At 68.4% G+C, this 19717-nt stretch carries 26 protein-coding genes; 15 read left to right on the forward strand and 11 right to left on the reverse strand.

Annotated elements, in window-relative coordinates; genetic code table 11:
- Together phaC and QQJ79_RS06705 are read left to right on the forward strand one after the other, a co-directional pair.
- Nucleotides 1–1898 (forward strand): class I poly(R)-hydroxyalkanoic acid synthase (gene phaC, locus QQJ79_RS06700; protein ID WP_431307581.1); only part of this gene is annotated, 1898 nt, incomplete at its 5' end.
- A complete protein-coding gene (locus tag QQJ79_RS06705) occupies nucleotides 1895–2269 on the forward strand; it encodes a hypothetical protein (protein WP_284222151.1) in 375 nt (124 codons plus the stop codon). The genes phaC and QQJ79_RS06705, both read left to right, overlap by 4 nt.
- On the opposite strand, the gene msrB is transcribed toward QQJ79_RS06705, so the two are convergent.
- From msrB to rplM, 4 genes are all read right to left on the reverse strand, one after another.
- Nucleotides 2266–2760, reverse strand: a complete 495-nt coding sequence (gene msrB, locus QQJ79_RS06710) for a peptide-methionine (R)-S-oxide reductase MsrB (protein WP_284222152.1) — start codon at nucleotides 2758–2760, stop codon at nucleotides 2266–2268. The genes QQJ79_RS06705 and msrB overlap by 4 nt on opposite strands.
- A 64-nt stretch (nucleotides 2761–2824) precedes the next feature.
- Entirely contained in the window at nucleotides 2825–3772 is a 948-nt protein-coding gene (argC, locus tag QQJ79_RS06715) for an N-acetyl-gamma-glutamyl-phosphate reductase (protein ID WP_284222153.1), read from the reverse strand.
- A 242-nt stretch (nucleotides 3773–4014) separates the two neighbouring features.
- Nucleotides 4015–4536 carry a 30S ribosomal protein S9 gene (rpsI, locus tag QQJ79_RS06720; RefSeq protein WP_284222154.1) on the reverse strand — a complete coding sequence of 174 codons (522 nt, stop codon included), beginning with the start codon at nucleotides 4534–4536 and terminating at the stop codon, nucleotides 4015–4017.
- 2 nt (nucleotides 4537–4538) lie between these two features.
- Nucleotides 4539–5015: a 50S ribosomal protein L13 gene (gene rplM, locus QQJ79_RS06725; protein ID WP_284222155.1), complete on the reverse strand. Its 477-nt coding sequence runs from the start codon at nucleotides 5013–5015 to the stop codon at nucleotides 4539–4541.
- 386 nt (nucleotides 5016–5401) lie between these two features.
- On the opposite strand from rplM, the gene QQJ79_RS06730 reads away from it, so the two are divergent.
- Both QQJ79_RS06730 and QQJ79_RS06735 read left to right on the forward strand, forming a co-directional pair.
- On the forward strand, nucleotides 5402–5860 hold the full coding sequence (locus QQJ79_RS06730; protein WP_284222156.1) for a RidA family protein: 459 nt from the start codon (nucleotides 5402–5404) through the stop codon (nucleotides 5858–5860).
- Nucleotides 5857–7005 carry a GNAT family N-acetyltransferase gene (locus tag QQJ79_RS06735; RefSeq protein WP_284222157.1) on the forward strand — a complete coding sequence of 383 codons (1149 nt, stop codon included), beginning with the start codon at nucleotides 5857–5859 and terminating at the stop codon, nucleotides 7003–7005. Before QQJ79_RS06730 ends, QQJ79_RS06735 begins: the two co-directional genes overlap by 4 nt.
- A 4-nt stretch (nucleotides 7006–7009) precedes the next feature.
- Here the strand turns inward: QQJ79_RS06735 and QQJ79_RS06740 are convergent, their stop codons facing one another.
- On the reverse strand, nucleotides 7010–7372 hold the full coding sequence (locus tag QQJ79_RS06740; RefSeq protein ID WP_284222158.1) for a phage holin family protein: 363 nt from the start codon (nucleotides 7370–7372) through the stop codon (nucleotides 7010–7012).
- 102 nt (nucleotides 7373–7474) lie between these two features.
- Here QQJ79_RS06740 and QQJ79_RS06745 point away from each other — a divergent pair, with 102 nt between their 5' ends.
- The 3 genes from QQJ79_RS06745 (at nucleotide 7475) to QQJ79_RS06755 (ending at nucleotide 9491) form a co-directional block, all read left to right on the forward strand.
- The gene (locus QQJ79_RS06745) at nucleotides 7475–7912 is read left to right on the forward strand and encodes an HIT family protein (RefSeq protein WP_284222159.1); all 438 of its coding nucleotides are present in this window, start codon (nucleotides 7475–7477) and stop codon (nucleotides 7910–7912) included.
- A gap of 81 nt (nucleotides 7913–7993) precedes the next feature.
- A complete protein-coding gene (locus QQJ79_RS06750; RefSeq protein ID WP_284222160.1) occupies nucleotides 7994–8404 on the forward strand; it encodes a DUF1761 domain-containing protein in 411 nt (136 codons plus the stop codon).
- Between the two features lie 43 nt (nucleotides 8405–8447).
- A complete protein-coding gene (locus QQJ79_RS06755; protein WP_284222161.1) occupies nucleotides 8448–9491 on the forward strand; it encodes a 2OG-Fe(II) oxygenase in 1044 nt (347 codons plus the stop codon).
- Here QQJ79_RS06755 and QQJ79_RS06760 read toward each other — a convergent pair.
- Nucleotides 9488–11338: an ABC transporter transmembrane domain-containing protein gene (locus QQJ79_RS06760; RefSeq protein ID WP_284222162.1), complete on the reverse strand. Its 1851-nt coding sequence runs from the start codon at nucleotides 11336–11338 to the stop codon at nucleotides 9488–9490. The two genes, QQJ79_RS06755 and QQJ79_RS06760, sit on opposite strands and share 4 nt — an antisense overlap.
- A gap of 132 nt (nucleotides 11339–11470) precedes the next feature.
- Between QQJ79_RS06760 and rpmE the strand changes: the two genes are divergently transcribed.
- Nucleotides 11471–11695, forward strand: coding sequence for a 50S ribosomal protein L31 (rpmE, locus tag QQJ79_RS06765; RefSeq protein ID WP_284222163.1), 225 nt, complete (start codon nucleotides 11471–11473; stop codon nucleotides 11693–11695).
- Nucleotides 11696–11870: 175 nt separating this feature from the next.
- Nucleotides 11871–13427 carry a L,D-transpeptidase family protein gene (locus tag QQJ79_RS06770; protein ID WP_284222164.1) on the forward strand — a complete coding sequence of 519 codons (1557 nt, stop codon included), beginning with the start codon at nucleotides 11871–11873 and terminating at the stop codon, nucleotides 13425–13427.
- 5 nt (nucleotides 13428–13432) lie between these two features.
- On the opposite strand, the gene rcdA is transcribed toward QQJ79_RS06770, so the two are convergent.
- Both rcdA and QQJ79_RS06780 read right to left on the reverse strand, forming a co-directional pair.
- On the reverse strand, nucleotides 13433–13966 hold the full coding sequence (gene rcdA / locus QQJ79_RS06775; protein ID WP_284222165.1) for a protease adaptor protein RcdA: 534 nt from the start codon (nucleotides 13964–13966) through the stop codon (nucleotides 13433–13435).
- Nucleotides 13967–14056: 90 nt separating this feature from the next.
- Nucleotides 14057–14281: a DUF1192 domain-containing protein gene (locus QQJ79_RS06780; protein WP_284222166.1), complete on the reverse strand. Its 225-nt coding sequence runs from the start codon at nucleotides 14279–14281 to the stop codon at nucleotides 14057–14059.
- Nucleotides 14282–14343: 62 nt separating this feature from the next.
- Between QQJ79_RS06780 and QQJ79_RS06785 the strand changes: the two genes are divergently transcribed.
- Complete coding sequence (locus QQJ79_RS06785; RefSeq protein ID WP_284222167.1) at nucleotides 14344–15315, forward strand: NAD(P)H-quinone oxidoreductase; 972 nt, start codon at nucleotides 14344–14346, stop codon at nucleotides 15313–15315.
- Nucleotides 15316–15318: 3 nt separating this feature from the next.
- Here the strand turns inward: QQJ79_RS06785 and QQJ79_RS06790 are convergent, their stop codons facing one another.
- A complete protein-coding gene (locus QQJ79_RS06790; RefSeq protein ID WP_284222168.1) occupies nucleotides 15319–15912 on the reverse strand; it encodes a beta/gamma crystallin-related protein in 594 nt (197 codons plus the stop codon).
- Between the two features lie 216 nt (nucleotides 15913–16128).
- Here QQJ79_RS06790 and QQJ79_RS06795 point away from each other — a divergent pair, with 216 nt between their 5' ends.
- Complete coding sequence (locus QQJ79_RS06795) at nucleotides 16129–16800, forward strand: DUF1013 domain-containing protein (protein WP_284222169.1); 672 nt, start codon at nucleotides 16129–16131, stop codon at nucleotides 16798–16800.
- A gap of 73 nt (nucleotides 16801–16873) precedes the next feature.
- On the opposite strand, the gene QQJ79_RS06800 is transcribed toward QQJ79_RS06795, so the two are convergent.
- Complete coding sequence (locus QQJ79_RS06800) at nucleotides 16874–17047, reverse strand: YdcH family protein (RefSeq protein WP_284222170.1); 174 nt, start codon at nucleotides 17045–17047, stop codon at nucleotides 16874–16876.
- A 128-nt stretch (nucleotides 17048–17175) separates the two neighbouring features.
- On the opposite strand from QQJ79_RS06800, the gene QQJ79_RS06805 reads away from it, so the two are divergent.
- The 3 genes from QQJ79_RS06805 to QQJ79_RS06815 are packed head-to-tail and all read left to right on the forward strand — an operon-like array spanning nucleotide 17176 to nucleotide 18512.
- Nucleotides 17176–17790 (forward strand): UbiX family flavin prenyltransferase, encoded by a 615-nt coding sequence (locus QQJ79_RS06805; RefSeq protein ID WP_284222171.1) that lies wholly within the window; start codon nucleotides 17176–17178, stop codon nucleotides 17788–17790.
- Entirely contained in the window at nucleotides 17787–18251 is a 465-nt protein-coding gene (locus QQJ79_RS06810) for a TIGR02444 family protein (protein WP_284222172.1), read from the forward strand. The genes QQJ79_RS06805 and QQJ79_RS06810 overlap by 4 nt, the downstream gene beginning before the upstream one ends.
- A gap of 36 nt (nucleotides 18252–18287) precedes the next feature.
- Entirely contained in the window at nucleotides 18288–18512 is a 225-nt protein-coding gene (locus tag QQJ79_RS06815; RefSeq protein WP_284222173.1) for a YdcH family protein, read from the forward strand.
- A 9-nt stretch (nucleotides 18513–18521) separates the two neighbouring features.
- On the opposite strand, the gene QQJ79_RS06820 is transcribed toward QQJ79_RS06815, so the two are convergent.
- Nucleotides 18522–19085: a GGDEF domain-containing protein gene (locus tag QQJ79_RS06820; RefSeq protein ID WP_284222174.1), complete on the reverse strand. Its 564-nt coding sequence runs from the start codon at nucleotides 19083–19085 to the stop codon at nucleotides 18522–18524.
- A gap of 124 nt (nucleotides 19086–19209) precedes the next feature.
- On the opposite strand from QQJ79_RS06820, the gene purE reads away from it, so the two are divergent.
- The gene (purE, locus tag QQJ79_RS06825) at nucleotides 19210–19701 is read left to right on the forward strand and encodes a 5-(carboxyamino)imidazole ribonucleotide mutase (protein ID WP_284222175.1); all 492 of its coding nucleotides are present in this window, start codon (nucleotides 19210–19212) and stop codon (nucleotides 19699–19701) included.
- Nucleotides 19702–19717 lie beyond the last annotated feature (16 nt).

Here is a 19717-nt window from a genome sequence, read left to right on the forward strand (position 1 = left end):
CGGCCAAACCGCCCCGGCCGCGCGCCGCCAGGGTCGAGGCCGCGCCGGAGCCGTCGCCGCCGCCCCCGAATGCGCCTCAGGCCGAAGCGCCCGCCGCTGACGCCTTCTCCTTCGCCGGCGCCGACCAGCGGCAGATGCTGGAGACCCTGTCGATGAACCTGGCCAAGGCGGCGATGACGGCCCAGTCGGCCATCGCCGAGGCCGCCCTGTCCCAGGCCGACCGCCCCGCCGCCCTGTCGCCCGATCCGTTCAACGTCGGCCCGGCCATGAATTCGGTCATGACCAGCCTGGCCTCGCGCCCCGACAAGCTGTTCGCCGCCCAGGCCGATCTGTTCAACCGCTACATGGACCTTTGGGCCTCCACCACCCGCCGCGCCGCCGGCGACGAGACGCCCGCCGCCCACGATGCGAAGCTGGCGAAGGACAAGCGTTTCAGGGATCCGGCCTGGACCGAGAACCCCGCCTTCGACGTCATGCGCCAGTCCTATCTGGTCACCTCGGACTGGATGAACGGCCTGGTCTCCAGCGTCGAGGACGTCGATCCCCTGACCAAGCGCCGGGCCGAGTTCTTCACCAAACTGCTGACCGACGCCTTCTCCCCCTCCAACTTCCTCGCCTCCAACCCGGTCGCCCTCAAGGCCCTGGCCGAGTCCAACGGCGAATCCCTGGTCAGGGGCATGCAGAATTTCGCCGCCGACATGGAGCGCGGCGCCGGCAAGCTGAAGATCAGCCAGGCCGACTACGGCCATTTCGTCGTCGGCGAGAACGTCGCCACCGCGCCGGGCCAGGTCGTCTGGCGCGACGAACTGTTCGAACTGATCCAGTTCGACGCGGCCACCGACAAACAGCGCGCCGTGCCCCTGCTGATCTTCCCGCCGTGGATCAACAAATTCTACATCCTGGATCTCCAGCCCGAGAACTCGATGATCCGCTGGCTCTCGGCCCAGGGCTTCACCGTCTTCGTCTGCTCCTGGGTCAATCCCGACAAGGACAAGGCCGGCTTCGGCTTTGACGACTATCTGGAAAAGGGGATCTATCGCGCCATCGAGAAGGCGCTGGAGCAGTCGAAGTCCGACCACATCAACACCGTCGGCTACTGCATCGGCGGCACCCTGATGGGGGCGGCCCTGGCCCATATGGCGGCGAAGGGCGACACTCGCGTCACCGCCAACACCTTCTTCGCCGCCCAGCACGATTTCGCCGAGGCCGGCGACCTGTTGCTGTTCACGGACGAGCACTGGCTCAACGAGGTCGAGCAGCAGATGGACGCCGCCGGCGGGGTCCTGCCCGGCGCGGCCATGGCCGAGACCTTCAACGCCCTGCGCGCCAACGACCTGATCTGGTCGTTCTTCGTGTCCAACTATCTGATGGGCAAGTCGCCGCCGGCTTTCGACCTGCTGTTCTGGAACGCCGACCAGACCCGCATGCCCAAGAAGCTGCACATGGACTACCTCCGCTCCATGTACGGCCAGAACAAGCTGGCCCGGGGCGAGTTCACGATCGGCGGGATCAAGGTCGACCTGTCGAAGGTGATCATCCCCCTCTATTTCCAGGCCAGCCGCGAGGACCATATCGCGCCGATGAATTCGGTCTATCGCTCGGCCCGCGCCTTCTCCAACGCCGACGTGACCCTGACCCTGGCCGGTTCGGGCCATATCGCCGGGGTGGTCAATCCGCCGTCGGCGAAGAAATACCAGCACTGGACCAACCCCGCCCTGCCCCCGACCCTGGCCGAATGGCAGGCCAAGGCCGAGGAGCATCCCGGCAGCTGGTGGGAGCACTGGGCATCCTGGCTGCACGGGAAGTCCGGCGACTGGGTTCCCGCCCGCGACCCGAAGACCGGCCCGCTCAAGCCGATCGAACCGGCGCCGGGGTCCTATGTGAAGGTGAAGAGTTGAAGCGTCTCGAGCCGAACCTGCTGCTGGCCGTCACCACCGGCTTCGCCCTGGTTCTCGTCACCCTCACCGCCAGCGTCTATGGCGCGGGCGAGCCGCTGCGCAATCTCCTGCTGGCGGTGATCTGTTCGGGCGGGTTCGTGCTGCTGAACCCGATCCTGATGCGGACGATGAAGACCCCGGCCCGGCCGCCCCTGATCCATCCCGACAGCCGCGGCATGACCGCCTGGGCCAGCCTGTTCCCGATGGTGGTGATCCTCTGCGCCGCCATACCGGTGTTCCGGCCCGGCCCCGACTACGGCCTGCTGATCATCATCGCCGCCGTCTGGTTCGGCGTGACGCTCGAGTCCGCCCTCAAGGCGCATCGGGCCTAGGCCGGCCGGAAGGTCAGGGCCACGCCGTTGTTGCAATAGCGTTTTCCGGTCGGCCGCGGCCCGTCCATGAACAGATGCCCCTGGTGTCCCAGACAGCGGGCGCAGTGATATTCGGTGCGCGGGAAGCCGATGGCGAAGTCGGTCTTGGTGCCGATGTTGGCGGCGATGACGTCATAGAAGCTGGGCCAGCCGGTGCCGCTGTCGAATTTCCACTGCGACCGGAACAGCGGCAGGTCGCAGCCGCGGCAGACGAAGGTCCCGCTGCGGTGCTCATTGTTCAGCGGACTGCTTCCCGGCCGCTCCGTCGCCTCATGCCGCAGCACGTCATAGGCCGCCCGCGGCAGCCGCTCGCGCCACTGGGCGTCCGTGATCCGCCGGAAGGGCGAGTTGGCGTATTGCCGCTCCGAGGCGGAGGCGTCCTTCGGCGTACAGGCGGAGACGGCGACCGCCCCGGCGGTGGTCAGAAAGGCGCGGCGGGAGAGATGGGTCATGTCACAGATACGTCGGCGGTGGCCCCGAAGTTTCAAGTCCCTTCTCCCCTCCGGGGGAGAAGGATCACGAAAGCCCGGTCTCTTCCCGGAGCCCCAGCATCAGGTTCAGATTCTGCACCGCCGCCCCCGACGCCCCCTTGCCGAGGTTGTCCAGCAGGGCGACCAGCCGCACCTGCGCCCCGCTCCGGTCGCCGAATACATGCAGCCGCATTTTGTTGGTCCCGTTCAGCCCCTCCGGGTCGATCCCGGTCATGGCCTCCGTCGCCTCCAGCTCGGCCACCTCGACGAAGCGGCAGCCGGCATAGGCCTCGGCCAGGGCCCCGTGCACCACCTCGACCGAGGGCGACGACGGCAGGGCCGCCAGCTGCAGCGGAACCTCGACCAGCATCCCCTGCCGGTACGCCCCCACCGCCGGGGCGAACAGCACCGGCCGCTCCAGCCCGGTGTGCAGCGTCATCTCCGGCACATGTTTGTGCTTCAGCGACAGGCCATAGGCGCGGAACGCCCCCGCTCCGCCCGCTTCAAACTCGGCGATCATCGCCTTGCCGCCGCCGGAATATCCCGACACCGCATTGACCGTCACCGGCCAGCCCGCGGGAATGATCCCCGCGCTCACCAGCGGCCGGACCAGGCCGATGAACCCGGTCGGATAGCAGCCCGGGTTCGACACCCGCGTGGCGCCCGCGATCTTCTCCGCCTGGCTCATCCGACCCGGCCCATGGGCCATCTCGGCGAAGCCATAGGTCCAGGCCGGATCGACCCGATAGGCCGTCGAGGCGTCGATGACCCGCACCGCCGGGTTGTCGATCATCGCCACGGCTTCCTTCGCCGCCTCGTCCGGCAGGCACAGGATCACCGCATCGGCCGCGTTCAGCGCCTCGCGCCGCGCCTCGACCTCGCGCCGCCGGTCGCCGAGGACGATGATCTCCAGATCATCCCGCGCCTCCAGCCGGCGCAGGACATCCAGTCCGGTGGTTCCCGCCTCGCCGTCGATGAAGACCGAATAAGACATCGAACGCTCCAGAATCCTTCTCCCCTTGCGGGAGAAGGTGGCCCGCGCAGCGGGTCGGATGAGGGGTCGCTTTGACCCCAGAAATTCAGCGGATTTGAGACGCCGCCCGACAGACCGGCGCAACCCCTCGTCCATCAGGCTTCGCCTGACACCTTCTCCCGCAAGGGGAGAAGGAAAACAGCAAAGAAAAAGGGCGCTCCGGTTTCCCGAAGCGCCCCCAATCCAAACCGTGGTGAAACGGTCTAGCGCTTCGAGAACTGGAAGGACTTGCGGGCCTTGGCGCGGCCGTACTTCTTGCGCTCGACGACGCGGCTGTCGCGGGTCAGGAAGCCGTGCGGCTTCAGGACCGGGCGCAGCGCCGGCTCATAGTGGGTCAGGGCGTGCGAGAGGCCGTGGCGGATGGCGCCGGCCTGGCCCGACAGGCCCGAGCCCTGCACGGTGCAGTCGACGTCGAACTGGGTCAGGCGGTCGGTCACTTCCAGCGGCTGGGCGATCATCATGCGCAGGATTTCGCGGGCGAAATACTGCATCTGATCCTTGCCGTTGATGGTGATCTTGCCCGAGCCGGGCTTGATCCACACGCGGGCGATCGCGTTCTTGCGCTTGCCGGTCGAATAGGCGCGGCCCTGGGCGTCCAGCTTTTGCGTATAGACCGGCGCGTCATTGTCCGAAGAGACGGTGCCGAGGCCCTTCAGGGCGTCGAAGCCGGTCGCGGCGGGGGCGTCGTTCTGCGGGGCCGAGGTTTCAGCAGTCACGTCGGTCATGCTCAGACGCTCCGGGTGTTCTTGGAGTTGGCCGACTTGAAGTCGATCGTTTCCGGCTGTTGGGCTTCGTGGGTGTGGGCGGGGCCGGAGAACAGGCGCAGGTGCGTCATCTGCAGGCGGGCCAGCGGGCTCTCCTTGGGCAGCATGCGCTCGACGGCCTTCTCAAGGACGCGTTCCGGGAAACGGCCGTTCAGGACCTTCTCGGGGGTCGTCTGCTTGACGCCGCCCGGGTGACCGGTGTGGCGATAGTAGATCTTATCGGTCAGCTTCTTGCCGGTGAACACCACCTTGTCGACGTTGGTGACGACGACATAGTCGCCGCAATCGACGTGCGGGGTGTAGTCGCCGCGGTGCTTGCCGCGCAGACGGTTGGCGATGAAGGTCGCGAGACGGCCCACCACGACGCCTTCAGCGTCGATATGGATCCATTTCTTCGTGACCTCGGCCGGCTTCAGCGAAGCCGTAGTGCTCTTCAGCATTTCAAGGGTCCTGGGAGACGATCGGGTGCCCCTCCCAATGACGGGGACGAGCGGAAGGCGCGCTGATAGAGGAAGGGGGGCGTGGGGTCAAGGCGGTCCGGATGCGCGAACTGCATCTAGCGCATTGAAATAAGAGCATTATTTTATAACGGTATCAAAATACCGTACTGAAATGCGCCCCTTCTCCCTTTTCGGGGGAAGGTGGCTCGCGAAGCGAGGCGGATGGGGGCTGTCAAATCCCGCCTCCTTCTTCACCGATTGTGACGCGGACCGAGCCCCCGTCCGAGCGGCTCCGCCGCCCACCTTCCCCCGAAATGGGGGAAGGAAGACATGACGACATGCAATCGACGCGCTAGACCGCCGCCAACCCAACAGGAGCCCTGCCCATGACCGTCGCCGCCCGCCTCGCCGAACTCGGCATCAGCCTGCCGGAACCCGCCAAGGCGGTGGCCAACTATGTGCCCTGGGTCCAGACGGGCAATCTGGTCCACATCTCGGGCCAGCTGTCGAACGACGCCGCGGGCGGGATCAAGGGCACAGTCGGCGCCGACGTCTCGCCGGACCAGGCCAAGGACGGCGCCCGCATGTGCGGCGTCAACCTGCTGGCCCAGATGTCGGCCGCGCTGGACGGCGACCTCGAGCGCGTCGTGCGCGTCGTGAAGCTGGGCGGCTTCGTCCAGGCCGCCGTCGATTTCGAGGCCATTCCCGCCGTCATCAACGGCTGTTCCGACCTGATGGTCGAGGTCTTCGGCGACAAGGGCCGCCACGCCCGCTCCGCCGTCGGCGTCTACAAACTGCCCCTCGGCTTCGCCGTCGAGGTGGACGCCATCGTCGAGGTGCGGTGAGCTTCACCCTCCAGGTCCACAATCGGGTCGCCGACATAGGCCGCGAGGCCTGGGACGCCTGCGCGTCTCCCACCGGCGACCCGTTCGTCTCCTTCGACTTCCTTCACGCCTGCGAGGCCTCCGGCAGCGCCGTCCCCGCCGAGGGCTGGGCCGGCCGCCACCTGTCGCTGCGGGATGAATCCGGCCGGGTCCTCGGCGTCATGCCCCTCTGGCTCAAGGGCCACAGCCAGGGCGAATACGTCTTCGACCACAGCTGGGCCGACGCCTATCAGCGCGCCGGCGGCCGCTACTATCCCAAGCTGCTGGCCGCCGTGCCCTTCACCCCCGTCACCGGCCCCCGCTTCCTCGCCCGTCCCGACGCCGACGCGGCCACGGTGCGTCAGGCCCTGCTGCAGGGCGCGATCGCCCTGACCGAACGGCTCGGCGTCTCGTCCCTGCACGTCAACTTCCCGACCCGGCCCGAATGGGACGCCATGGGCGAAGCCGGCCTGCTGCAGCGCCAGGACATGCAGTATATCTGGCGTAACGACGGCTATGGGACCTTCGACGACTTCCTCGCCGCCCTGTCCTCGAACCGGCGCAAGACCATCCGCCGCGAACGCCGCGAGGCCCAAACGGGTCTGGACATCCGCGTCCTCACCGGCTCCGACATCAAGGAAGCGCACTGGGACGCCTTCTTCGCCTTCTACATGGACACCGGCGAACGGAAGTGGGGGCGGCCCTATCTGACGCGCGACTTCTTCACCCGCCTCGGCGCGACCATGGCCGACCGCATCGCCCTGGTCATGGCCTTCCGAGACGGAGACGCCATCGCCGGCGCCCTCAACCTGATCGGCCGCGACGCCCTCTACGGCCGCCAGTGGGGCGCGCTGGAGGAGGTCCCCTTCCTCCATTTCGAGCTCTGCTACTACCAGGCCATCGAGTTCGCGATTTCGCGCGGCCTGTCGCGCGTCGAGGCCGGGGCCCAGGGCGAGCACAAGATCGCCCGCGGCTACCTGCCCTCCCCGGTCTACTCCGCCCATTTCATCGCCGACCCGGCCCTGCGTGAACCGGTCGCCCGCTATCTGGACGGCGAACGGCCGGCGGTCGCGGCGGAGATCGACGCCATGACCGACGAACTGTCGCCCTTCCGCAAGGGCGGGTGATGGTTCAGTCCGCGCGGCGCTTCGGATCCTCGCCGATGAACCAGCCGGCGATCCAGCTGACGATGCCGGTCACCACCGCCGCGCCGATTCCCGCCCACAGGCCATCGACAACGAAGCCGCCGAGCAGGCTGGCCACGAGGCCGATCATGGCGGCGTTCACCACCAGCAGGAACAGGCCGAAGGTGACGATGGTCAGCGGGAAGGTGACGAAGGTCAGGATCGGCCGCACCACGGCGTTGGCGATCCCCAGCAGCAGGGCCGCCGCCAGCAGCGATCCGTTGGACAGGAAGTCCACTCCGGTCACGACCCGCGACGACAGCCACAGGCCGAAGCAGGTGACCACAAACTGGACGATGAAACGAAGCATGGTTCTCTCCCGACTCGAGCGGCACGATACCGCGAAACCGCGCGCCGGGCTCCCCCAAACCGCCGCCGGTTGCTACGGTGGCCCGGACCTGTGGAGCCCCCGATGAGCCTGAACGCGCCCTACGACCCTGACAACATCTTCGCGAAGATCCTGCGCGGCGAGATGCCCTCGGTGAAGGTCTGGGAAGACGACCATGTGCTGGCCTTCATGGACGTCTTCCCCCAGTCCGAGGGCCACGTCCTGGTCATATCGAAGACCTCGACGGCCCAGACCCTGCTGGACATAGACGCCGCGGCGCTGGCCCGCCTGACGGTCGCCGTCCAGCGCACGGCCCGCGCTGTCGAAAAGGCCCTCCGGCCCGACGGCTTCCAGATCATGCAGTTGAACGGCCGGGCCGGCGGCCAGACCGTCTTCCATCTGCATTTCCACGTCATTCCGCGTTGGACGAACCGGCAGATGAAGGGCCACGGCCACGCCCCGATGGCCGATACGACCGTGCTGCGCGCCCTCGCCGACCGGATCGCCGCCGCGCTCGACTGAACGCCGTTCCTTGACCACTCGCCTGTCAGGCGTAGCCTCGTCCGATCGCGGAGCATCCGCATGCCTTGGGAGGGGCGGGACATGACGGCGAAACTGAACTGGCTTGGCATTGTGGTGGCGACGGTGGTCGCCTTTTTCATCGGCTTTCTCTGGTACGGGCTGATCTTCGCCGAGAAATGGATGGCCCTGACCGGCGTCACCGACGAGAGCGGCGGCGATCCGATGTGGATGATGCTGGGTCTGGTCCAGACCTTCGTCACCATGGTCGGCCTGGGCTGGTTCATCGCCCGCGACGGCGCCGCGAGCTGGATGGGCGGCCTGAAGATCGGCCTCGTCGCGGGAGTCGCCTTCGCCCTGATGACCTCCGCCTATGGCTTCATCTACCAGACCAGTCCCATGGGCCTGCTGCCGATCGACTGGAGCCACCTGCTCGTCGTCTACGCCGTCGGCGGCGCCCTCATCGGCGGACTGCGCATGAAGCCCAGGACCTGACAGGCCCTTGAACCGGAGGCGGTTTCCCGTGCACCGTGGAGCCATGGCGCTCCTGTACGGCGATCCCGCTCCCACCTTCGCGACCGCCGGGGTCAGCAATCCCCGCTACGTCTTCGACTCGGCGGCGGGCCGCTACCTGCTGTTGGCCATCGTGCCGGCGGGTCCGGCGGTCGCCCGCGCCCTCGCCACGATCGAGCGGCAGCGCGCCGCCTTCAATGACGCCCACGCCAGCGCCTTCGTCGTCATCGTCGGCAAGGACGAGGAGCGCGCGAAGCGCCAGGACAGTCTTCCCGGCCTGCGCTTCCTGTTCGATGAGGACGGCGCGGTCGCCGCCCTCTATGACGCCGCCGAGGCTGAACGCTGGTGCCTGGTCGACCCGGCCCTGCACGTCATGGCGCTCGTCGGCGCGGATCAGGCCGCCGCGCTCGTCGACCGCCTGCCGTCGCTGCCGCCGCCCGGCCGCCACGGCGGACCCGAAGGCTCGGCGCCCGTTCTGCTGACGCCGCGCATCTTCGAACCCGCCTTCTGCGAGCAGTTGATCGCCCTCTACCGGGAAATCGGCGGCCAGCCCTCCGGCTTCATGCGCGAGGTGGATGGCGTCACCACCCTGATGACCGACGACGGCCACAAGCGCCGCTCGGACGTGTTGGTCGAGGACGAGACGCTGCAGAAGCAGGTCGTCGCCCGGCTCAACCGCCGCCTGCTGCCGCAGATCCAGAAGGTCTTCAATTTCAAGGCCACGCGGATCGAACGCTATCTGGTCGCGCGCTACGACGCGGAGACCGGCGGCTTCTTTCGTCCGCACCGGGACAACACCACCCGGGGCACGGCCCACCGGCGGTTCGCGGTCTCGATCAATCTGAACGCGGACTATGAAGGCGGCGACCTGCGGTTCCCGGAGTTCGGCCCGCGCACATACCGCCCCCCGCCCGGCGGCGCGGTGGTCTTCTCCTGCTCGATCCTGCACGAAGCCACCGCGGTCACGAGCGGCGAACGGTTCGCCTTCCTGCCCTTCCTCTATGACGAGGCGGCGGCGGAGATCCGCCAGGCCAATCTGAAATTCCTCGACCCGGCCCTGACCGTCTAGTCCGCCCGGAACTGAAGCTCCGCCAACCGGGCGTACAGACCGCCCTGGGCCATCAGCGACTGGTGCGTTCCTTCCTGCACCACCCGCCCGTCCTCCATGACCACGATCCGGTCGGCCCGCAGCACGGTGGCCAGACGGTGGGCGATGACGATGGTCGTGCGGCCCCGCATGGCCTGGTCCAGCGCGGCCTGCACCAGCCGCTCGTTCTCGGCGTCCAGCGCCGAGGTCGCCTCGTCCAGCAGCAGGATCGGCGCATCCCGGACCAGGGCCCGGGCGATGGCCATCCGCTGCCGCTGTCCGCCGGACAGACTCTTGCCGCGCTCCCCCAGCGGCGTGTCGAACCCTTCGGGCAGGGCCTCGACAAAGCCCAGCGCCTGGGCTTCCTCGGCGGCGGCGCGCACGTCCTCGTCGGAGGCGGCTTCACGCCCGAAGCGGATGTTTTCGCTGGCGGAGCCCGAGAACAGCGGCGCCTCCTGCGACACCCAGGCGAAGCGGCCGCGCACCGCGACGGGATCGGCGGCGCGCACGTCCACCCCATCCACCGAGACGACGCCGGCCTGCGGATCGTAGAAGCGCAGCAGCAGGCGGAAGACCGTGCTCTTGCCCGCGCCGGACGGCCCGACCAGGGCCACCGTCTCGCCCGGCCGCACCGTCAGCGAGAACCCCTTGAGCGCCGGCAGATCGGGTCGCCCGGGGTAGGCGAACTGGACGGCGGACATCGACACCTCGCCGGTCGGCGGCTCGGGCAGGACGACCGGAGTCTCGGGCGAACGGATGGCGGCTTCGCTGCGCATCAGTTCGTCGATCCGCTCCATGGCGCCGGCGGCCTTCTGCACATCGCCCCAGCTCTCGCCCAGCGCCCCGACCGCCCCGGCCGAGAACACGGACAGCAGAACGAACTGCAACAGGGCGCCCGGCGTCATCCGTCCGGCGATCACATCCTGTGCGCCCAGCCACAGCACCAGGGTCACGCCGCCGAACATCACCACGATGATCATGGCGGTCATGAAGGCCCGCGCCTTCATCCGCACCAGCGAGACGCCGAACGCCGCCTCCACCGCCGCGCCGAAACGCTCGATGGCGCTGGCTTCCCGTCCGAAGGCCTGCACCGTCTCGATCGCGTCCACGCTTTCGCCGGCGAAACCTACGGCGTTGGCGAACCGGTCCTGGGAGGCGACCGTCAGCTTCCGCACCGTCCGCCCGAACAGGAAGATCGGCCCCAGCAGAAGCGGCACCACCAGCAGCACCATGCCGGTCAGCTTGGGGCTGACCACGAACAGCAGGACCGTTCCGCCGACCAGGGTGAGGAAATTCCGCAGGGCGAACGACACGGACGTGGTCAGCAGGGTCTCGACCAGGGCGATGTCCGTGGTCAGGCGCGACAGCACCTCTCCGGTCCGCATCGACGCATAGAAGGCCGGGTCCAGGGTGAGAATACGCCCGAACAGCCCCTTGCGCAGGTCGGCGACCACCCGTTCGCCGGTCTTGGTGACGAAATAGTAGCGGACCGCCGTGGCGAAGCCGAGGAACAGGGCGTTGGCCCCGAGCAGCAGGAACCACAGGTTCAGCTGCGCCCCGCCGTTCTCGAATCCATTGTCGATCGCGCCGCGGGCCGCGGCCGTCAGCGCCAGCGAGGCCGCTGTGGACATGATCAGCCAGAACCCCGCCATGACGACGTGGCCCTTGTGACGCATCGCATAGGGGAACAGCCGTCCGAGCGGGCGAACGTCGCGGCGCCGCTCCCGGCGCTCGCCGGCCTCGCCCATCTGTTCGGCCAGTTGGGCGCCTGCGCCCGGCCGTCCACGGATGTCGGCGGCGGCGTCGGGATGGGCGGTTGCATCTGTCATGGCGCGCGCCTCTTGCCCCGGAACGGCCCCCGGTGTAAACGCCGCCGCTCATTCCCGCCCCACATGGCGGGATTTCTCATTTTCGCGCTCCGACGGTCGGCATCGTCATCGCGCAGAGACCGGACCAGGACCATGAAGGCGGATACGCACCCCGACTACCACTTCATCACCGTGACGATGACCGATGGTACGACCTATCAGACGCGCTCGACCTACCAGAAGGAAGGCGCCGTCCTGAACCTGGACATCGATCCGCTGACCCACCCGGCCTGGACGGGCGGCAACGCCCATCTGATGGACCGCGGCGGTCGTGTTTCGCGCTTCAACAACAAGTTCGCCGGCTTCATCAAGAAGTAGGCGGGTTCGCGCGGGCCGGGCTTTCGGGCCACACCCTGCGGCAAGACGACCACAAAGGCGTCGGTCTCCGGACCGGCGCCTTTCTGTTTGCCCGGAACGCCGATAACATGGCGGCGTTGGCTTCGGGGGCGTGGACGTGGGGTCCCGTGTCGAAGCGGGCGAAGAGATCTTGACGATGAATCGACGGCAACTGGGACTTGGCGCGGCCGTATCGGCTTTCGCGTCGGCCATTGGACTGGCGGCCCGGGCCCAGACCCGCGATCCCGGCGCCGTCGCCTTCTATGACAGCTTCAACGATCAGCTGGCCCGTCTCCCCGCAACGATCCAGCCTGACGTCCGCGCCTTCTATGAACTGAACGGCTGGCGTCCCGTCTGGACGCCCGAACGCCTCCGCGCCCTCCAGACCGCCGCCGGCCGCGCGGAACGCCATGGTCTGTCCCAGAGCGACTATTTCGACTTCGAAGCCCTCGCCGCGGCGCCCGACGCCGCCGAGATGCGGACCACCGCCGCCGCCATGGGCTATGGCCGCGTGCTCGCCGAAGGCCGGGTCCGGCCCGAGACCGTCGAGGACCTGTGGGAGATGCAGAAGAACCGCGTCGACCTGCCCGTCGGGCTGAACGACGCGCTCGCCCAGAACCGTCTTGTCGACTGGTTCGAAGGCCTGGCCCCGACCGACATCGGCTATTCCAACCTTTCGGCCGGCTATGTCCGCTATCGTCGCCTCATCCGCGACGGCGGCTGGCCCGCCTTCCGGCAGGGCGCGACCATCGAGCCGGGCATGAGCGACGTCCGCATCCCCGTGCTGATCGAGCGTCTGGTCGCCGAGGGCGACCTGTCCGCCGCAGACGGCGCGCGCCTGACGGCCGAAGGCATCGTCTACGGCCCCGAACTCCAGGCCGCCGTCCGCGGCTTCCAGGCCCGCCACGGCCTCGTCGCCGACGGCCGTCTCGGCACCGGCAGCCAGCGTTCGCTGTCGGCCTCGGCCGAGGACCGCGCCCGCCAGATCGCCCTGAACCTGGAACGCCGCCGCTGGCTGAAACGCGAAGTGTCGCCCGAGCGGATCGAGGTCAACACCGCCGCCGCCATCATGGTCTACTGGAAGGACGGCCGGCCGGTCCACTCCAACCGGGTCGTGGTCGGCTCACCCGTCAACCAGACGCCCAGCCTTGAAAAGCCGTTCGCATCGGTGGTCGCCAATCCGCCCTGGTATGTGCCCGCCTCGATCGCCCGCAACGAGATCCTGCCGCGTGGGCCAGGCTATCTGGCCAGTCAGAATATGTATATTTCCAACGGCACGGTGATCCAGCGCGCCGGTCCGAATGCGGCGCTAGGCTATGTGAAGTTCGAGCTGCGCGACAGCTACGCCATCTTCCTGCACGACACTCCGTCCAAGGCCGTCTTCAACCTGGCCATGCGCCAGCGCAGCCACGGCTGCGTGCGGGTCCAGGGCGCGGTCGATTTCGCCCGCCTGCTGCTGTCGCCCGATCCGGCCCTTCTGGAGCAGTTCGACAACGCCCAGGACACGCGCGAGACCAAGCGAATCCCAACGGGCCGCGAAATCAGCGTGCGCCTGCTGTACTGGACCGCCTTCGTCGACGGTCAGGGCCGCGTCGCCTTCCGCGAGGATGTCTACGAGCGGGACGCCAAACTGGCCGAAGCCCTCGGCATCGCCCTCAGCCTGCCCAAGGCGGTCGACGACGGCGCGCGCGTGGCCAACGACGTCGGGCCGTAGGGCTTCTAGATTCGGAACGCCGCCGTCAGACGGTCGAGCTGGCTCTGCACCGGATTGACCGCGTCCTCTTCGGGCTCGTCCAGATACATGCGGCGGTCGAGGTGCAGGACCCGGTCGTACAGTTTTTCGGTGCGCACCATATATTCGACGAGGGCGATCGGCAGCTCCGGATGGCTGACTTCGGTCGCCGCCGTGCGGTCGGCGAGACGATAGCGCGCCTCGCACGCCGTCTCCGCCGTCATGTCGCCCTCGCGCACAGCCCGCTGGACCAGCAGCCACGAGGCGATCTGCATCAGCCGGGTGGTCAGCTTCATGCTTTCGCCGGCGTAGAGCAGGGCCGTCGACCGCGACAGCAGCTTGGATTCCCGGCGCCCGTCGCCGTCCAGATAGGCGGCGGTCTCCTCGACCAGTTCCATCCCCTCCTGGAAGGTGCGGTCGAACAGCTCCGAACGCGCGAAATCGTCCACGACCGCGGCGCGGCTGCGGCCTCCAGGCGAAAGCGTCGGGACGTCAGTGGGCATGAACTCAACCAGACTCATGGGACAGGCGCATCCGTATCACGACCGGCACGGCATGGCGCGGCGCTTCCACGGTGTGCAACGGCCATGCCAGACGAAGGGTCGGCAGAGCTAGGGCCGGAAATTGAACATGGCGTCGGCCGCATTGCGTTGCGACGACTTGCCTTCGATGGCGGCGTTGGAACGGTCGATCTCGGCCTGCAGTCCGGCGATCCGCTGTTTCAGATCCTCGACCGAATAGCCGTCCAGATCCTCGCGCGTCAGGGCGATCAGTGGCGCGCCCCGCGCCGGACGGGGCTCCAGATCCTCGAACATCGCCGCCTCCTTCGTGGTCATCCGGTCCGCAACAGCCTATTTCAACGCCCGGACACGGACGATTGCAAGAACGGGGCGGGTGAATGCGGGTAGTCGAGATAGCGGGCGGTTCCGGTTCCGCGGAGTCCCTGGTCCTGGCCGAACGTCCGGATCCGGCGGCCGGACCGGGCCAGATTCGCATCCGGGTCCGGGCCGCCGGGATCAACCGGCCCGACATCCTGCAGCGCCTCGGCCGCTACCCCGCCCCGCCCGGCGCCTCGGACATCCTGGGGCTTGAGGTGGCGGGCGAGGTCGACCAGGTCGGCGCCGGCGTGATGCGCTGGTCCGCCGGAGACCGCGTCTGCGCCCTGCTGGGCGGGGGCGGGTATGCGGAGTTCGCCGTCGTGGACGCCCGTCACGCCCTGCCCGTCCCCGGCGACATGGATTTCGTCCAGGCCGCCGCCCTGCCCGAGACGGTCTGCACCGTCTTCGCCAATGTCTTCGAGTCCGGCGCGCTGAAGGCGGGCGAGACCCTGTTGATCCACGGAGCCACCAGCGGCATCGGGGTCACCGCCATCCAGATGGCGAAGGCCGTCGGCGCGCGCGTCATCGCCACCTCGCGCGGCGCTGCAAAAGCCGAAGCGGCCCGCCGCCTCGGCGCCGACCTCAGCCTCGACGCCGCCGCCGACGACATGGAGGCGGCGATCCGGGCGTTCGGCGGCGCCGATGTGGTGCTGGACATGGTCGGGGCCGACTACGCCGCGCTCAATCAGGCCGCGCTGAATCCCTTCGGGCGCTGGGTCGTGATCGCCACCCAGTCGGGCGCAGTCGCCCAGGTCGATCTGGCGCGGCTGATGATGAAGCGGATCACCCTGACGGGCTCGACCCTGCGGGCGCGGCCCGCCGACGAAAAGGCCCGGCTGATCGCCGCCCTGGAGGCTGCGGCCTGGCCCCGGGTCGCCGCCGGCGCGGTCCGGCCGCCGGTCGAGGCGAGCTTCCCGCTGGAACAGGCATCGGCCGCCCACCTCCGGCTGGAGGCGGGCGGCCATGTCGGCAAGATCGTGCTGACGGTCTGACGCCTACCAGCGCCCGCCGCCGCGCACGGGGCGGAGCGAGGAGATGCGGTCGTTCATGCCCCAGCGCTGCAGATTGCGGACGTCGTCGCGGAACGTCTGGCAGAAGCCGCGATAGTAGGCGTCGGTGCAGGCCTCCCACTCGCCGCGGAACTGCATGGACGAGATCGCATCATTGAAGCCCGTGTTCGCCAGGTTCGGAATCGCATTGTCGAACCGGAACGAAGCCCCGCGGAAGTTGGCGTCCCGGAAAATGGTGATGGAGTTGCGACCGTCGCCCGGCCAACCTCCGCCGCCGCCTCCGCCGCCGCCGGGCCGATCTTCGTACTCGCCGCGGTGAGGACCGCAGACCAGCAGGCCGTCATTGTTGCGAATCTCGTAGTCGGCGCAGCGGTTCAGCTCGATCGAGGTGCCGCGAATGTTTCCACGATTGTTGCGGCAGTCGGCGTAGAGCCGGCCCCGGTTCACATATTCGCCGCTGCAGCTGTCACGATAGTCGCCGCGCGGGGCGACCCGCTCGGGACCACCCGGAATCTGCGGAGCGAACTCCTGCCCGGCGCCGGTGACGACCGCCGCGGCGGCCAGCATTTCGATAAGCATGGAAGTTCCTCCCGAATATCGCTCTCGACGCACAACGCGTCTGTGAAGCCACTGTTGCGGAGCCCGGATGAACCTTGGCTGTATGCGCTTGTCGGGTTCCGTTTTCTTTTCCGGCGAATGGGACTATATCGCGATCATCAACGCCCGGTCGAAAGGCCGGGCGCCGTCGTATCCAGAGCCCGGTTTTCGGGCTCGAACAAGAACCGGAACGCCCCCATGACCGACATTCTGATGCCCAAGGCCACCGCGGTCTGGCTGGTCGACAACACCTCGCTGACCTTCGAACAGATCGCCGACTTCTGCGGCCTGCATCCGCTGGAAGTGCGCGGCATCGCGGACGGCGACGTGGCCCGGGACATCCGCGGCGCCGATCCGCTGGTCAACGGCCAGCTGACCCGCGAGGAGCTGGACAAGGCCCAGAACGACGAAAACTATCGCATGCAGGCCGTGATCAGCCGCCACGCCGAACTGCTGAAGGTGCACAAGGCCCCGCCGAAATACACGCCGGTCTCGCGCCGTCAGGACCGGCCGGACGCCATCATGTGGTTCGTGCGCAACCACCCCGAGGTCACGGACGCCCAGATCGCCAAGATGCTCGGCACCACCAAGTCGACCATCGAGAGCGTGCGCAACCGCACCCACTGGAACAGCCCCAACATCAAGCCGGTCGATCCGGTGACCCTGGGTCTGGTCGGCCAGCTGGCCCTGGACGAACTGGTCAGGAAGGCCGCGGACAAGAAGGCGAAGGACGACGCGAAAAAGGGCGGCGCCACCCTGCAGGCCGTCGATGCTCCCGCCGAGCCCGCCGAGCCGGAATTCGTGCCCGAGGCCCGCGAGCGCCGCGGCGCCGAGCCGACGGCCGCCTCCGTATTCGGCTCCAAGGACTGACCCTCGGACCACGACAACAAAAAAAACGGCCCCGGGATCGCTCCCGGGGCCGCTGTTCTTTCGGGAGGCCTGGCTAATGCGTCAGGGCCTCCAGACTGGTGATCTGTTCCTTGAGCCGGAGCTTCTGCAACTTCAGCTCCCTCACCCGAAGCGAGTCCGTGGCCGGGTGGGTCGTCTCTCTCCGGATGGTCTCATCCAGATTACGGTGACGGTTTCCCAGTTCGCGGATACGAGCTTCGATGGTCATGGCTTGCGCCTCCATGTCTAAGGGACCAGTACAGTCAGCGCCGGGTCTGACCGGCTGTAGAATCACATTCCAGTGAACTGCCGACCGTCCTGATACGGACCACCCTGGAGCCCGAATTGGCCGAAGATGTGAACAGAGCCGTACGGAACCCGTCCGATCCCACGCCTCCCCGACTGATCGTCGGAATTTCCGGAGCCTCCGGCGTGACTTACGGCGTCAGGGTGCTGGATGCCCTGCGTGAACTGGGCGTCGAGAGCCATCTGGTCGTCACCCGCGCCGCCCTGCTGACCCTGTCTCAGGAAACCGAACTTTCCGCCGACGACCTGCTGGGCCGCGCCGACGTGTCGCACCGGCTCAATGATGTCGGCGCCTCGATCGCCTCGGGCTCGTTCCGGACCATGGGGATGATCATCGCCCCCTGTTCGGTCCGCACCATGAGCGAGATCGCCACCGGCGTGACCTCGACCCTGCTGACCCGCGCCGCCGATGTGGTGCTGAAGGAGCGCCGCCCGCTGGTGCTGATGGTGCGCGAGACGCCCCTGCACCTCGGTCACCTGCGCACCATGACGGCGCTCGCCGAGATGGGCGCAATCATCGCCCCGCCCCTGCCCGCCTTCTATGCGAAACCGGCCTCGATCGCCGAAATGGTCGATCAGTCGGTGGGGCGGGCGCTGGACCTGTTCGGCCTCGACTGGTCCGCCGTGCGGCGCTGGGACGGGCTCAAGGGACCCTCGCCGGAATGAGTCTGTGGGACTGGGCGCTGACGGCCTACGCCGCCGACGGGGTCGCTGACGCCTGTCTGGAGCTTCAGGACGCCGCCGGCCAGAACGTGCCCCTGCTGCTCTGGGCCGCCTGGTGCGCCGCCGAGGGACGAGCGCCGGATGCGGACGCCCTGGAGGCCGCCGGCGACACGGCCCGGGCGTGGCAGGAGACCGCCATCGCACCCCTGCGCGCCGTGCGCCGCGCATTGAAGACCCGGGCGCCCGATCTCGATGACGCCGACCGGGAAGCGGTCCGGGCCCAGGTCAAGGCGGTGGAACTGGAGGCGGAACGCCGGCTGCTGACCGCGCTGGAAGCCCTCGCCCCGGCGCCCTCCGGACCGCCGCAGCCGCCGATCGATACGCTGGTGGCGGCGGCCCGCGTCTGGTCGCCGATGACCCCGCGCGCCGGACTGGTTCAGCTCGCCGACCGCCTTCCGGCCTGACGCGACCCACAGTATGATAAGCCGGCAGGGCCCGACATGAACGACGACGAACCTTTTCTGAGCGAAGAAGAGCTGGCGCTGCACGCCCGGCTCAAGGTGCTTCAGCTTGAGCACGCCGACCTCGACGCCTCGATCGAGGCCCTCGGTCACATGCCCGTGCCGGACCAGCTGATGATCGCCCGGCTGAAGCGCAAGAAGCTGCTGCTGCGCGACGAGATCACCAAGATCGAGGACCGCATCCTGCCCGACATCATCGCCTGACGGGCGCCCTCAGCGGCCCTTCTTGCGCACCCACATGGCCGCGTCGGCCTCGGCCAGCCAGACCTCGGGGTCCGTGTGGGCGGCGAAGGCGCGCACGCCGAACGAACCACCCAGCGTCGCCTGTTCCCCGGCCCAGACGAAGCCGTCCGCTTCCAGAGCCGCGGCCAGCCGCCGGGCCTTCTCGCGGCCCTCTTCCAGACCCGCGTTCAGCATCAGCAGGGCGAACTCGTCGCCGCCGAGGCGGCCGACCGCGTCCGATTCGCGCAGATTGGCGCGCAACAGCTCGGCCACATGCACCAGGGCGGCGTCGCCCGCGGCGTGGCCCAGGGTGTCGTTGACGTTCTTGAAGCCGTCGAGATCGAGATACAGCAGCACCGCCGGCACCTCATGGCGCTGGCAGAAGGCCATGGCGCTGCGCAGGGCCGCCACGAAACCACGCCGGTTCAGGGCCGGCGTCAGCACATCGTGATCGGCCGCGGCCTCGGCCGCCTCGGCGCGCAGGCGCAGGGCCTCGACCTCGGCGCGCAGGCGCTCGATCTCGGCATGGGGGTCGATGACGGCCGCGTCGTTCACGAGCGAAGGAAGCTCCCCGGCCGGCGACTCAACACGTCCGGCTGCCTGCGAGCCTAGCGCCGTCGGTTGCGGGCGCAACGCGAGTCCTGTATCGCGCCGCTTTCCCGCGAAAAGGCGAGCCTCCATGACGACCGGGACACCACCAGTGGCGATCATCATGGGCAGCCGCTCGGACTGGCCGACGATGAAACACGCCGCTGACGCCCTCGACCGGCTGGGCGTGGCCTGGGATGCGCGGGTGGTCAGCGCCCACCGGACCCCCAAACGCCTGTTCGACTTCGCCACAGGCGCAAAGGCCGCGGGCTTCAAGGTCATCATCGCCGGGGCCGGCGGCGCCGCCCACCTGCCCGGCATGGCCGCCTCCATGACCGAACTGCCGGTGCTCGGCGTGCCGGTGGAATCGAAGGCGCTGAAGGGCATGGACAGCCTGCTGTCGATCGCCCAGATGCCCGGCGGCATTCCGGTGGCGACCCTGGCCATCGGCGAGCCGGGAGCGAAGAACGCCGGCATCCTCGCCGCCCAGATCCTCGCCCTGTCCGACCCCGTTCTGGCCGACCGGGTGACCGCCTTCCGCGAGGCCCAGACCGAGGCCGTGCACGAAACCGTCGAGGACTGAGTGACCGACGCCGTGC

It is taken from the genome of Brevundimonas denitrificans (genome assembly GCF_030160755.1).
In the GTDB taxonomy this organism is placed as follows: Bacteria; Pseudomonadota; Alphaproteobacteria; order Caulobacterales; family Caulobacteraceae; genus Brevundimonas; species Brevundimonas denitrificans.